Annotated in this window: 11 protein-coding genes; 7 read left to right on the top strand and 4 right to left on the bottom strand. The window is 67.6% G+C overall.

Annotated features, from left to right (window positions below; all coding sequences use genetic code 11):
* Together ONA70_RS28980 and ONA70_RS28975 are read left to right on the top strand one after the other, a co-directional pair.
* Positions 1 to 973 (top strand): metallopeptidase TldD-related protein (locus ONA70_RS28980; protein WP_265009666.1); only part of this gene is annotated, 973 nt, incomplete at its 5' end.
* A gap of 863 nt (positions 974 to 1,836) precedes the next feature.
* Positions 1,837 to 2,841, top strand: coding sequence for an acyltransferase domain-containing protein (locus ONA70_RS28975; protein ID WP_265009665.1), 1,005 nt, complete (start codon positions 1,837 to 1,839; stop codon positions 2,839 to 2,841).
* Between the two features lie 70 nt (positions 2,842 to 2,911).
* On the opposite strand, the gene ONA70_RS28970 is transcribed toward ONA70_RS28975, so the two are convergent.
* The 4 genes from ONA70_RS28970 to ONA70_RS28955 all read right to left on the bottom strand — a co-directional run bounded on the left by ONA70_RS28970 (position 2,912) and on the right by ONA70_RS28955 (position 7,986).
* Positions 2,912 to 3,790 carry a carbohydrate ABC transporter permease gene (locus ONA70_RS28970; protein WP_265009664.1) on the bottom strand — a complete coding sequence of 293 codons (879 nt, stop codon included), beginning with the start codon at positions 3,788 to 3,790 and terminating at the stop codon, positions 2,912 to 2,914.
* On the bottom strand, positions 3,777 to 4,646 hold the full coding sequence (locus ONA70_RS28965; RefSeq protein ID WP_265009663.1) for a carbohydrate ABC transporter permease: 870 nt from the start codon (positions 4,644 to 4,646) through the stop codon (positions 3,777 to 3,779). Before ONA70_RS28965 ends, ONA70_RS28970 begins: the two co-directional genes overlap by 14 nt.
* Positions 4,647 to 4,810: 164 nt before the next feature.
* The gene (locus ONA70_RS28960; RefSeq protein WP_265009662.1) at positions 4,811 to 6,163 is read right to left on the bottom strand and encodes an ABC transporter substrate-binding protein; all 1,353 of its coding nucleotides are present in this window, start codon (positions 6,161 to 6,163) and stop codon (positions 4,811 to 4,813) included.
* A 269-nt stretch (positions 6,164 to 6,432) separates the two neighbouring features.
* Positions 6,433 to 7,986: a hypothetical protein gene (locus ONA70_RS28955; protein WP_265009661.1), complete on the bottom strand. Its 1,554-nt coding sequence runs from the start codon at positions 7,984 to 7,986 to the stop codon at positions 6,433 to 6,435.
* A gap of 117 nt (positions 7,987 to 8,103) precedes the next feature.
* On the opposite strand from ONA70_RS28955, the gene ONA70_RS28950 reads away from it, so the two are divergent.
* The 5 genes from ONA70_RS28950 to ONA70_RS28930 form a co-directional block, all read left to right on the top strand.
* Positions 8,104 to 8,931 carry an IclR family transcriptional regulator gene (locus ONA70_RS28950; RefSeq protein WP_265009660.1) on the top strand — a complete coding sequence of 276 codons (828 nt, stop codon included), beginning with the start codon at positions 8,104 to 8,106 and terminating at the stop codon, positions 8,929 to 8,931.
* Between the two features lie 47 nt (positions 8,932 to 8,978).
* Positions 8,979 to 9,713 (top strand): creatininase family protein, encoded by a 735-nt coding sequence (locus ONA70_RS28945; RefSeq protein ID WP_265009659.1) that lies wholly within the window; start codon positions 8,979 to 8,981, stop codon positions 9,711 to 9,713.
* Positions 9,710 to 10,471, top strand: a complete 762-nt coding sequence (locus ONA70_RS28940; protein WP_265009658.1) for an amidohydrolase family protein — start codon at positions 9,710 to 9,712, stop codon at positions 10,469 to 10,471. The genes ONA70_RS28945 and ONA70_RS28940 overlap by 4 nt, the downstream gene beginning before the upstream one ends.
* Entirely contained in the window at positions 10,471 to 11,574 is a 1,104-nt protein-coding gene (locus tag ONA70_RS28935) for a mandelate racemase/muconate lactonizing enzyme family protein (RefSeq protein WP_265009657.1), read from the top strand. Before ONA70_RS28940 ends, ONA70_RS28935 begins: the two co-directional genes overlap by 1 nt.
* Before the next feature lie 15 nt (positions 11,575 to 11,589).
* Positions 11,590 to 12,386 (top strand): amidohydrolase family protein (locus ONA70_RS28930; RefSeq protein ID WP_265009656.1); only part of this gene is annotated, 797 nt, incomplete at its 3' end.

Genomic DNA, 12,386 nt, shown 5'->3' with positions numbered 1-12,386 from the left:
TAGCGGTACCGGGTACCGCTGGTTCGATGCCGTCCGCGCCGGGCTCGGCCCCCGCATGGCGCTCGGCGGCTCGATCCGCCACGAGGTGATCGACCGCGTCGTCGCCGACACCGACGGCCTATTCCGTGCCGAGACCCTGACCAAGGCGTCGCTGCAGGCGATCGCCGACATCGGCGACCGGTCGGCCAGCGTGCGCCTGCTGCATCGCGACGCCGGCGCGATCAAAGTGAGCGAGGTGGCGGATCGGCTGCGCGCCGATCTCTCGCCGCTGCCCACTCGCGAGCCGTTCCGCGGGCCGTGCCGCGTGCTGTTGCGCCCACAGGCGGTCATCACCCTGCTCGCCACGTACGGCTACGTGGCGCTCGGCGCGGCCGGTTACGCCGAGGGACGCACGGCGGTGGCCCGCAGACTCGGGCAGCCGGTGGCCAGCGAACTGCTCACGCTGACCGATGACGGTACGGACCCAGCTGGGCTGCCCAGCGGCTTCGACCCGGAAGGGACGCCGCGACGACGCACTCCACTGATCGACCACGGCGTCCTCGTCGGCGTGGTCTCCGACCGCGCGCGCGCCGCCGTGACCAGTGGCCTGTCGACCGGGCACGCCGTGCCCGCCGGGTGGCGGTTCGGCGCCGACCCGTCCCCCTCGCACCTGCTAGTGGCACCGGGGACGGCCAGCGACGCTGAGCTTCTTGCCGCCTGCGGCCCCGGGCTGCTGGTAAGCCGGTTGGACTACCTGCGCGTGCTGCATCCGAAGGACACCTTGGTAACCGGCACCACTCGGGATGCCACCTGCTGGGTCGACCACGGTCGGCCGGTCGCCTGGCATCCGCCGGTACGGCTGACCTTCCGGATGGACGAGGTGCTGCGCGCGGTCCTGGCGGTGGGCCGGGAACGGGAACGCGGCGAGACGGTGTTCATGGAGAGCGTGGTCGCGCCGGCCCTGCTGATCGACGCCGGCCCGATCGTCCTGTAGCTGTGCTGGCTTCACCTCGCTGCGGCAACCCAACTTCGGGCCTTCCTGGCTGGGCAGTTCGTGTCGCACCTCGGCAGCTGGATGCAGTTCATCGCCGAGGACTGGCTGGTGCTGCAGCTGACCGGCTGGTGGGCAACTCGTGCTCGATTGGCTCTTGTGGAACGGATGACCTACTGCAAACCAGCGAGGTAGGAGCTAAAGTCGCGTCCCACGGCAGGCGATGGACCCGCTGGCCGGCAAGTCGGCGACGGAGGTCGCGGTCGGGCGCGGGCCGAAAGGCGCGGCCGGGTGGGCAGGTGCAGTGGCGGCTTACGACTTCGCGGTGAGCCGGAGCAGCCGGGCCCAGGCGAGGCGCAGGTGGCCCCGCCAGCCGGCCCGGTGGAAAGGCTCGGGCGGCGGGTTGAGTCTCCAACCGGAAGCACTCATGTCGGTCAGTATGCGAGTCGCCAGTCACTGTGGTCAGGCGGGCCGCGCAGCGGCTGGTGGGCGGTGGCCGACGGGGCCCGAGCCGGCCTCGCTGAGTGTGCACAGACCACCATCCACGGGGGCGAAAGTCGACGGAAGCGAATACGGTGGGTCGCATGATCTGGCGGGTCTGCTGATCGCCCGCGAAGCGGAGCGTTCCCGGGCTCCACGAACGGAGCTGACTGATGACCGTGTCCGACGTGCTGGCCACACCGCAGCCGCGCCCCCGCGATGCTCGGTGCGCGGGCAGCGGATGAACATGGGCCACCCGGTCGCCGAACCCATCGCCGAGGCGTTCACGTTGCTGCTACTCGTTCTCGTCGAGTTCGCTCTTCCTGGGCGTAGTCCGGCACCCGGGCAGATGGCGTCGCGGCGCTGGAGCGACATGGAGGCTTACCTTGAATCAATTCCACGAGGTCGCCCAGATCGCCTACGCCTTGCGGCTACCGCCCGATGTACGGCCGGCGCTCGAGCGACTTGCTGAGGTTCGAACCAGCGCGGCCGTCCGCCTGCCTGCGCCCGCCGAGACGGACGACCTGCTCGCTCGGCTCGGCGTGGCCGAGGCTGATCGCAGCGAGATCGTCGCGGCACGTCCGTCTTTGGACAAGCAGCCCGCTCTTTGGTGGCTGCTCAACCGCTGTCACAGCCTGCTCGTCAACCGGATGGGAACGGTTGGGGCGCTGGATCCGTGGCCTGTCCTGTCGCGGGAACTCGGGCCGGCGGCCCGGTACCTCTATGTCTGGGTTTTCCTCGCCACCGTGGAACACGTTCGCCGATATCACCTGCAGCGGGGCATTCCGGACGACTTGTCGTGGCGGGTCTTGGCTACGTTGGGCGTGCAGATGGCCAACTACCGTGCTCTTTATGGCGAGGGTGGGCTCCATACCCAGGACTGGCTGACCTTCCACTTTCGCGGCGCCGTCTACGCGCTTGGCGGTTTGCATTTCGAACGGCAACGAATATGGTGCGATGTGGATCGCCAGTCCGGAGTCTGGACAGTGCCGCGGCGCGGTGATCACGCACTCGGCTTACACATCCCTGAGGGGTCTCTCGCTCCCGACATGGTGGAAGACGCCCTGCACAGGGCACGTGGCTTCTTCGCCCGGCACTTTCCCGACGAGGACCACCGCTTCGCCACCTGTGTCAGTTGGCTGCTCGACGAACAGTTGCAGGAGTACCTCTCGCCAGCCTCGAACATCCTGACGTTCCAACGACGCTTCCACCTCATCCCGTCGAGCGGAAGCAACGACAACGCGACCCTGGTGGAATTCCTCTTCAAGCGGCCGCTGTCCAAGTTGGATGCTCTTCCGTCGACCACTACCCTGCAACGAGCGGTGATTGGTCATATCCGGGCGGGGCGGACATGGACGTTCCGGACAGGATGGTTCGTGTGGGGAGCCTGAGCAGGCTGGCGCAGGGGTACCGGCCGCCCAGCCCGTGCGACGACGGCAGGCTGCCAGCGATCGCGGCGGATCAGGACTTGACCGCGCCGGCCAGGACGCCGCCGACGAAGTAGCGTTGGAACACCGCGAACAGCAAAGCCATCGGGAGGAGGCTGATCACGGCTCCAGCGGTGATCAGCGAGATGTTTTGGGTGAACTGCGTGTTCGTCGTGGCGATGCCAACGGGCAGCGTCATCATGTGCTCGGACTGAGCCATCAGCAGCGGCCAGAGGAAGGAGTTCCAGTTAGCCACAAACGTGAAGATGGCCAGCACCGCCATCGGCTGCTTGCACAGGGGCAGCACGACCTGCCGGAAGATCCACCAGTGGTTGGCGCCGTCGATGCGGGCCGCCTCCATCAGTGAGTCCGGGATACCGGCCACAAATTGGCGCAGGAGGTAGACACCGAACGGACCCGCTGCAGCCGGAATGATGAGTCCGGTGTAGTGGTCGACCATCCCGAGATCGGACGCCAGCAGATACACCGGTACCAGCGTTGCCGAAAACGGCAGCATCATCGTCGCCAGCATGACCCTGAAGGAGATGTCCCGAGCGGCAAATCGGATCTTGGCGAACGCATACGCCGCCAGTACGTCCACGGCCACCGTGAGTCCAGTCACCGCGGCAGCTACCCAGACACTGTTGAGAATCCAGCGGACGAAAACCTCGTTAGAAAACAGACGCCGGTAGTTCGACAGGGTCCAGTCGGCGACGGTGAGGGAGTAGTCCGCGTACACAGAGTCGTGCAGCGATGCAAGCACGATCAGCAGGACGGGTCCAGCGAAGACAGCGGAGGCGATGATCGCGGCGGCGTGAACCGAGGCGATCCGCAGACCTCGGCTCAGACGTCCCGCTCCAAGGCGTGCCGCAGCCGGCCTGGTGACGTTACCGGTCAGCTCATGCACGGCCATCGTCGGCTCCTTCACCGCGCCCTCGACCGATAAAGAAGGCGGCGATAATCGCGGTCACCAGCAGCAGGACCATGCTCATCGTCGCGGCGTACGGCACGCTGCCTCCGTTGAAGGCGTTCTGGTAGATGTACCACATCGCGGTGTACGTGGCCGTTCCCGGACCACCCTGGGTGATGACGTAGACCAGGTCGAACACCTGCACGGCGTTGATGGTCACCAGGACAAGGACGACCTGCATGACCGGCTTGATCAGCGGCAGCTTGACGCGGGTCAAGATCTGCCATCCGCTGGCCCCGTCGACCCTCGCCGCGTCGAGGAGATCGTCCGAGACGTTGTTGAACGCAGACATGAAGATCAGCGAGTAAAACCCCGCCGAGGTCCACAAGGTGACGATCGAGAGGAAGACGATGGCAGTGTTGCCGTCGTTCAACCAGGGAACCCGCAGATGCAGCACGCCCGAGGCGAATCTCTCCAGTGGTCCGGTCTCACCGTCGATCAGCATCTTCCAGATGAGTCCGGCCACGACGATCGACAGCAGCGATGGCATGTAGATCAACGAACGGTAGACCGACATGCCACGAACGGAGCTGGACAGCAGTAGCCCAAGCGCGATGGTGACGACCAAGGTCAGCGGGATCAGCACCACCATGAAGAGGAAGGTGTTCCACAGCGCCTGCCGGAACAGCGGGTCCCCGGCCACCGCACGGTAATTGTCCAGACCGGCGAACCGGAGGCCGCTGAGTAGCGAGCCGCGTTGGAACGTCAGGTAGACGGTATAGACGAATGGGAACAGCATGAAGGCACCGAAGAGCACTGCCTTCCCCAGGAGGAACGGCACTGCCGAGGTGAGATCCACCCACCGCTTGCGTGTGCCTCCCCGCCCGTGAGGCACACGCAAGCTGGTGGATTCGGCGCCGACCAGCCGTGTCCGGCTCGCCGAACGCTCGGGCCGTGCTTCGCCACGCTCGTGCGTCGGCTGCGTAGCGAGGCTTACGCGGTCGGGTTGCGAGGACGCATGCTTCACTTGGCCGACTTCGCCATCTGCCGAATGCCCTTGGAGGCCTCGGAGATCATCGCATCGAGCGACTGGCGCCCGAACAGGTAGTCGTTGATCTTGCCGAGAAGGTACTCCTGGGGCTGGTACGGCAGGACGAGCGTCGCGCGGGCGTGCTCGCCGTAGGCTGACGCCTCGTTGAGGAAGGTGTTCATCCGCGGGTCGGCGAGAGGCTCGGCGTAGTAGTTGCCCTGGACCGGGCGTGTCGGCAGGCCCAGGGCCAGGCGGATGTAGACGTCGGCTTGCTTGGGGTCCAGCAGGTACTTGGCGAACTGGTAGGTCAGCTCGGGCTTTTTGCTCTTGGCCGCCATCGCGTAGTAGCCGCAGCCGGCGACGATGGCCTTGCCTGCCGGGCCGGAGGGAAGGTCGATGACCTTCAACCGCGCCGTCGGGAACTGCTTGCACATGTCGTTGGTCAGTGGGGTCATCCACTGCATGGCGGTCTTGCCGGAAATCGTGGCGGTGTCCCACCTCGTCGGATCGGCGAACAGCGTCGGCGGGGCGGTGGCGCCGGAGGTGACGAGCCGCTTCATGACCTCGAGCGCCTCGCGGCCCTCGGGGCTGTTGAAGCCGATGTCGTCCTTGGATTCGTTGATGTAGTCGCTTCCGTATGCCCAGAAGTACTGCCACACCCAGTTGTCCTCGGCGGTGGGGAGTGCGGGCCAGGACATGCCGTAGTGCTCGACATTGTTCTTGTCGAATCCAGGGTCCTTCAGGTTGCGGCCCTTCTTGTCGAAGGTCATCGCTTCGGCGAACGGGATCATTCCCTCGAGGGTGGTCGGAAGCGGGGGCTTGCCCGCCTTTTCCCAGGCGGCGAGGTTCATGGCGAGCGGCTGGAACCCCTGGGTGAAGGGAACAGCGAACAGCTCGCCCTTGTCCCCAGTAGCGGCCTTGAGGTAGGACTCAGGCTGTCCATCGGTGAACGAGGCGAGCTCCTCCTTGCTCGCCATCTGCTTGAAGTCGGCGAGCACCCCGGTGGAGCGCCACTTGTTCATCCACGGAATGATTTGGTAGGTGAGGTCCGGCGGATTGCCGCCTGAGAACGCGGCGGTGTACTTCGTCAGCGCGTTCTCCCAAGGGATGACAAGGCTTGAGACCCTGGCACCCTTCGAGACCTGCTGGAAACCAGAAGCCATCTGGTCGGTGAACTGCTTCATCGCCTCCGGGGAGGCGTTGGGGGTGAGCCAGAAGTTGAGCCTGCTTCCGCCGGAACCCTTGTCTTCCTCCCCGAGCCCGCAGGCGGCCAATGTGGAACCCAGGCCGGCGAGGCCAGCCAACTGCAGGAAGCCCCGACGATGCAGGCCGCCGGACTGGTTCATGTGTGTCGACACTGAGACCTCCGATCAACGGTCTTCAGCATTCCGAAGATGGAATTGATATTTGCAAGAGTAATGGCGGCTCACATCGTCGCGCAAGCGGCACTTTCGGCTACTCCTGGGCAAGGCAGACGTGCTACCGGCCTTACCGACATCGATCCCGATCAGATGCTCGCTCACCCTCGGGCGACCGAATACGTGGGGAGATCGCCCCGCAGCCCGCGACGATCACGACGTCCTCGGCGTGGGCCGGGGGCTCACCGGCTGACTACTCAGCCGCCCGGCGTGGCGGCCGGGGCTGTGGCGCTCGCGAAGCAGTCGGCGACGGTTCGCCGGATCCGGCGGGGCCGGTCGGCAACGAAGATGTCGATCGCGGCCATCGCCGGGCCGCCACTGTCGGCCAGCTCCCATCCGGTCGGTTCCTCGAAACCGGGATTGGCCAGGGTGAAGCCGACCGCCTCCAAGTGGTCGAACCCGACGTCGACCCGGGCATCCGTGACCTCCTGCGTGGTGCGCAGGCGGAGGGTGAGCGTCGCCGTCCTCTTGCCGGAAAGGTGAGATGTCAGGTCGATCGGGCCCTGGAGACTGTGCCCCTGGATCCACAACGGCCACGGCTCATGATGGATGTCGCAGCTCCACGCCACCATGTCGTCGACGAGGACCTCCTTGATCACCCGGCCAGCGGTGGGACTGGTTGCCGCGAACTCGTCGAAATGCCAGAACGACAACTCGTAGCGGGCCGCTGCCGGGTCCGGATGGATCAGCTGGCTGGCCTGGGCCCACGTACCGGCCGCCACTGGGATCTCCGAGGGCAGTGCGAGGCTCAGCCGCCCAACGCCGTACATCGCCTTGTTCTCCGACGAGATGGTGGGTGCGTCGTCCAGTTGGGTGCCGTACGCGATGACGCCCTCAATCGTGCCTTCGGCCGTGCAGCGCAGGCCCGTCTCCACGGCCTCGCGCACGTACGACTCGGTCGGACCGAGTGGCGCGGCCAGAAACCGGCCGGCGTAGACCAGCAGCACCAGACCTAGACCCCGGGGACGGGTCTTGGCCCGGACCTCCGCCAGGCAACGGCGCAGCGAGCCGGCCGTCTGGGTGTTGTTGTTCGGGCCGTCGAGGAACGGGTAGATCACGCCGTCGATGAACGGGGCGTACTTGTCGAGGAACGCGTCGTCGAGTGCGACGCGGTAGTAGACGCAGGTGAGGAAGCCCAGCTCGGGGTTGATCTCCTGCTGTGTCTCGCGGATCCGGGCCATGTACTCGGGGGTGAACAGGCGGGCGTTCACCTCGAACTCGAAGTCGTCGATGGCCCACGCGGTCAGGTTGGGGTGCCGGACGGACGCCTCGGCGACAGCCCGTGACCAGGCCACGTAGTCCGTGAGGTACGGCCGGGAGGCGCGGCCGTTCTCGTCGGTCTCGGAGGGCGGAACCAGGTACGGCCACACCGCGATGCCCGCCTCCGCGGCCGCCGGCAGGAACTCGCTGCACAGATCGTCCCAATCGGTTGGGCTGTCCCAGACCCCGAAGAGGTAGGTGGTGACGCCGAGTTCGCGCAGATGCGCGATCAACGCGGGGGTGTCGATGTGCCGGTAGCCGTCGGCGCGGGGGCGACATTCCCGGACCGCCGCGCCGACGGTGTTCCCACCCACCAACACGGCGCGGACGCCGTTGGGTGGCACCCACGGGCGGGACTCCGCACTTCTGCTCGACGACAACATGCCTGCCCTCCTGCCGACGATCGCTCCGCGGGCTGCGGCACCCGGCATGCTCGGCATTCCGAATCTAGATACCGAATGCTGTAAATACGGTAGCTTCTTCTTCTGCAACTGGGAAGAACGACGTGGCGTACCGAGGGATTGAGCGAGAGGCGTCAGCCCGTACGCTCATGGCGACACGGGGCGGCCACCGTCGGTACAGTCCGACTCGGACATGGAGGAACCGGTATGGCGATGCCCGAACAGGTCGGAGCGGCGGACCGCGCGCCGTCCCCTGCGGTCGATCGCGCGCTGACGGTCATCGAAAGGCTGGTCGCGGCCGACGAGGAGCTGACCCTCACGGCGCTGGCGAAGGCCACCGATATACCGCTGGCGACCTGCGCCAGTATCGTCTACACGCTGGAGCGCCGCGGGTACGCGGCTCGCCGGGTCGTCGGTCGCAGCCACTTCTGGCACCCCACTCTGCGCCTGTACGGTCTGGCCAGCCAGCTCGTCCGTAAGGTCGACCCGTCCTCGGTGGCGCAGCCGGAGATGAGGGCGCTGGCCGACGAACTGGAGATGCCGGTGCACATCGGCGTGCTCGACGGAGCGAGTGTGGTCTACGTCGCCAAGGCGGCGACCGCCGGCTTCATTCAGTTCGACACCTACCCGGGCAAGGTATCTCCGTTCAACCTGACGGCCCTCGGCCGGGCCATCGCGGCGTACCTGCCGGAGGGCGAGCTCGAAGCGTTGCTGCCGCGGCTGGTCCCCGGACGTGGACCGGCCGCCGGCGACAGCAGCGAGGCGGCTTTCCGCAAGCTGCTCGACGACGTCCGCAGCCGCGGTTATGCGGTGGAGGACGAGGAGGAGCAGGCCGAGGTGGCGTGCGTCGCCGCCCCCTTCTTCGATGCCCAGGGACAGGTCGCAGGCTCTGTCGGCGTGACCGGCTTCGCCCGCGACCTGCGGGGTAAGCGACGAAAGTCGGCGGCGGCCGGGGTGTTGCGGCTGGCTGCGGAGGTGTCCCGGCGGCTCGGATGTCCGTCCGGGGCATTGCCCGCGATGAAGCTCATCTCCTAGTATTCGTGAAACGGAAGATTTCTCCCGGATACTGAAAGGTGGCGCCCATGGCGTCCGCCGTGCGCTGGGCCGAGACCGACCGTCAGACCCTCACCGATCAGCTGCCCGAAGCGATCGTCCTGCTCCCGGTGGGCGCCACCGAACAACACGGCCCCCACCTACCCACCGGAACCGACGCGCTGATCGCCGACAGTGTGTGCACGGCCGCCGCCGATCAGGCGGCGGACCGCTGCCGCCGACCTCTGCTCGTGGCACCGGCCATCCCGGTCGGCGCCTCCGACCACCACCTGCCCTTCGGCGGCACGCTGTCCCTCACCCCGGAGACACTCTCGGCCGTCCTGCTGGACCTTGCCCGGTCGATCGCCGTCCAAGGTGGCCGCCGGCTGATCGTCGTCAACGGGCACGGCGGCAACGTCGGGGTTTGCCACTCCGCGGCGGCGGCGGCCAGCACCCGTTACGACCTGGCGGTCGGGCACGTCGACTACTGGCGTGCGGCCGACGCTGAGCCGCAGGTTCCGGTGCCCGGGCACGCAGGCGAGTTCGAGACCTCCCTGGTGCTGGCGCTCCGTCCCCACCTCGTACGGGACGCCGTGCCCCGACCTCGGTCGCCGCAGCCGCCCACCGTCGCCGGCGTCGACCTGCACAGCGGCGCAGTGTGGCAGGCAATCGACGGCTACACCGACCGACCGGAGGTCGCCGACGCCGCAACCGGGAAACGCCGGTTCGACCAGATGGTGGCGTCTCTCGCCGACCGGATCGTCGGCGTTGCGAGGGTCCTGTGATCGATTTCCACACGCACACACCGGCATGGCGCACCGCCACCTGGCTGGGTGGCGCGCCGTTCAGCGCCGACGATTTCGTGACGTTCATGGATGCCGCAGGCGTGGATCTGGCGGTGGTCCTCAGCCACGACGGCCTGTTCGACGCCCGACCGCAGGCCAATGACGAACTGGCGGCGTTCGTCGGACAGTACCCGCAACGGCTGGCCGGATTCGGCACCGTGCATCCCCGCCACCCCGACGCCGCGGCCGAGGTCGACCGCATGATGACCGTTCTCGGGCTGCGCGGCCTCAAGCTCCATCCGTGGCTGCAGGGCTTCAGCATGCACGAGGCCACCCTCGATCCGATCTGCGAGGCGCTGACCGCCCACCGCGGGATTCTGCTGAGCCACGACGGCACTCCGCCCTACTCGACGCCCGCGCAGATCGCCGCGCTGGCCCGTCGACACCCGACGCTCCCGGTGGTGCTCGGGCATGGTGGCCTGCACGACTGCTGGCGGGAAGCGCTCGCCCTGACCCGGGAGACAGTCAACCTCTACCTGTGCATCTGCGGCACTCCGCCGTACGCCGCCCGGCGGATTCTCGCCGAGGCGCCGGCCGACAAGGTGCTATTTGGCACAGACGCCGGGCTGTCGGACCGCAAGAGCCAGGACTATGCGGTGGCTCGGGTGGCCGAGATCGGCGGCTGGGGAATCACGGAGGACCAGCGCCACGCGATGCTCGTGGACAACCCTCGCCGCCTCCTTGCCAGGGCGACGTGATGAGCGCGACGATCGCGGCAGTGCAGACCCTGCCGGTCAGCCTGCCGGCGCACCCCGGCCTGGTGGTCCGGGGAGCACGCGGCGCCCACGACCGGTCCGACTTCCTCCTCGTCCGGGTCGTCACCAGCGGCGACGTCGTCGGCTACGGCGAGGTCAGTGCGACGCCACTGTGGAGTGGCGAGGACGGCTGCACGGCCGATCATTTCATCCGCGACCTGCTCGCGCCGGCTCTCGTCGGCCGGCCCCTGGCGCCGGTCGGCGCCCTCGAGACGCTGATGGACCGGCTCCTCGCCGGCAACCCGTTCACCAAGGCGGGCGTCGCCACCGCCTTGTGGGACGCCTACGCGCGCACGCTGGACGTGCCGCTGGCGGTCGCCCTCGGTGGCGCCTACCGCGACCGGGTGCCGATCAAACTTTCGCTGTCCGGTGACGGACCGGGGCTTGACCAGGTGTACGGGACCGCGCGTGCTCTCGGGTTTCGCGCCTTCAAGGTCAAGGTGGGGCTGGGCGTGGCCGCGGACGTCGCCCGAGTTTCCCGGGCCCGGGAACTGGTCGGCCCGGATGCCTTCCTCGGTGTCGACGCCAATGGCGGATGGTCGCGGGCAGACGCGTTCCGCGCGGTGCGGCAGCTCGTGGACCACGGCATCGGATTCGTCGAGCAGCCGGTCGCGCCGGCCGACCTGGCCGGCCTCCGCGCCCTGCGCGACAGTGGGATACCGGTCGTGGCCGATGAAGCCGTCTTCGGCCTGGCGGACCTCGTGGCTCTCGTCCGGGCCGAGGCCGCCGACTGCGTCAGCCTGTACGTCGGCAAGAGCGGCGGGCCGGGCCGGGCCGTTGCGATGGGCCAGCTCGCGGCGGCCTTCGGGATCGCGCCACTGCTCGGCTCCAACGGAGAATTCGGCCTCGGTGCGGCGGCCCAGCTGCACGTCGCGTGCGCGTTGCCCGCATTGTCGGAGTTCCCGTCGGACATCATCGGGGCCCACTACTACACGCAGGACATCCTGGCCCGTCCATTGGACAGCGACGGAACGACGGTCCGCCTCGGCGCGGAGCCAGGGCTCGGTGTTGTTCCCCGCCCTGACCTGGTGGACGCCTTTCGATGAAGGTCTGGTGAGCCGATGATCGTCGACGTACACACGCACACACCCACCCACCGCGAGGCGGTGCGACCCGAGCAGCGGCAGGTCTTCACCGGTTGGCGCACTGACCGGGACGTGACCACCACGAACTCCTGGACCGACTACGACGAGGCGATGGCCGCTGCGGACGTGTCCATCGTGTTCAACATCGCGGTACCGGATCCGCTGGCGGCCACCGGCATGCCGTATCCGCCGGAGCGAACCAACGACGCGACCGCCGAGTTTGTGGCGGCTGATCCCGCCCGGCGGATCGGCTTCATGTCGGTCAACCCGCTGGCCCCGGACGCCTTCGAGGAGGCGCAGCGCTGCCTTGAACTGGGCCTGGTCGGGGTCAAACTGGGCCCGAACTACCAGAACTTCGACCCGCTGTCGGAGCCGGCGCTGGCGTTCTACGACTACTGCCAGCGTCTCGGCCTGCCGATCCTGTTCCATCAGGGTGCCTCGCCGATCAGGGCCGCGCCGCTGCGCTACACCTACCCGCTGGTCACCGACGAGGTGGCGCTGCGCTTCCCCGAGCTGCGGATCGTAATGGCTCACATGGGACATCCGTGGGGGAGGGAGACGGTGGTGACGATCCGCAAGCACCCGCATGTCTACGCTGACGTGTCCTCGATCTATCTTCGGCCATGGGTCTGCTACGAGTCGCTGCTGGCGGCCGTGGAGTGGGGCTGCGCGCACAAGCTGCTGCTCGGATCGGATTTTCCCATTGCCAACACCGCGGAGGCTATCGCCGGTCTCCGCGGCGTCAACCGGATCCTCGTCGGGACCGCCCTGCC

The sequence above is a fragment of the Micromonospora yasonensis genome, from assembly GCF_026013475.1.
Taxonomy (GTDB): Bacteria; Actinomycetota; Actinomycetes; order Mycobacteriales; family Micromonosporaceae; genus Micromonospora; species Micromonospora yasonensis.
Note: the sequence above shows the minus strand (reverse complement) of the source record. Positions and strands in the feature narration are given on the sequence as shown.